This window comes from Mesorhizobium sp. M0601, from assembly GCF_040320845.1.
GTDB lineage: Bacteria > Pseudomonadota > Alphaproteobacteria > Rhizobiales > Rhizobiaceae > Mesorhizobium.
Genome location: NZ_JAMYQK010000115.1, coordinates 1 through 1,151, shown reverse-complemented (window position 1 = coordinate 1,151; position 1,151 = coordinate 1). Strand labels below are relative to the sequence as shown.

The window sequence follows — 1,151 nt, the reverse complement described above, 5'->3', positions numbered from 1 at the left end:
GCGCCGCCGACGCGGATGACGGCAACGCCGCCCGCCAGCTTGGCGAGACGTTCCTGCAGCTTCTCCTTGTCATAGTCGGACGTGGTTTCCTCGATCTGCCCCTTGATCTGCTGGACGCGCGCCTGGATGGTGGTCTTCTCGCCGGCGCCGTCGATGATCGTGGTGGTGTCCTTCTCGATCAGCACGCGCTTGGCGCGGCCGAGCATGTCTATGGTGATGTTCTCCAGCTTGATGCCGAGATCCTCGGAAATCATCTGTCCGGCGGTGAGCACGGCGATGTCTTCCAGCATCGCCTTGCGGCGGTCACCGAAGCCAGGCGCCTTGACGGCCGCTACCTTGAGTCCGCCGCGCAGCTTGTTGACGACCAGCGTTGCCAGCGCTTCGCCCTCGACGTCCTCGGAGATGATCAGCAGCGGCCTGCCGCTTTGCACCACGGCTTCGAGGATGGGCAGCAGCGCCTGCAGATTGCCGAGCTTCTTTTCGTGGATGAGCACGTAGGGCTCTTCCAGCTCGACGCGCATCTTCTCGGCATTGGTGACGAAATAGGGCGAGAGATAGCCGCGGTCGAACTGCATGCCTTCGACGACGTCTAGTTCGGTTTCGGCGGTCTTGGCTTCCTCGACGGTGATGACGCCGTCATTGCCGACCTTGTCCATCGCCTTGGCGATCATGGCGCCTACGCTGGTGTCGCCATTGGCGGCAATGGTGCCGACCTGCGCGATCTCTGCTGAGGACTTGACCTTCTTGGCGCGCGCCTGGATTTCCTTGACGACGGCGCTGACGGCAAGATCGATGCCGCGCTTGAGGTCCATCGGGTTCATGCCGGCGGCAACGAATTTGGCGCCCTCGCGCAGGATGGAAGCGGCAAGCACCGTGGCGGTGGTGGTGCCGTCGCCGGCAAGGTCGTTGGTCTTCGAGGCCACTTCGCGCACCATCTGCGCGCCCATGTTTTCGAACTTGTCGGAAAGTTCGATTTCCTTGGCCACCGTCACCCCGTCCTTGGTGATGCGCGGCGCGCCGTAGGCCTTGTCGATGATGACGTTGCGGCCCTTGGGGCCGAGCGTCACCTTGACGGCGTTGTTGAGGATTTCGACGCCGCGCAGCATGCGGTCGCGCGCGTCGGTGGAGAATTTGATTTCCTTGGCAGACAT

General features: G+C 63.0%; 1 protein-coding gene. It reads right to left on the bottom strand.

Annotated elements, in window-relative coordinates; all coding sequences use genetic code 11:
* On the bottom strand, positions 1–1,151 hold a 1,151-nt coding region (groL, locus tag NKI41_RS33085; protein WP_352687256.1), incomplete at its 3' end, for a chaperonin GroEL.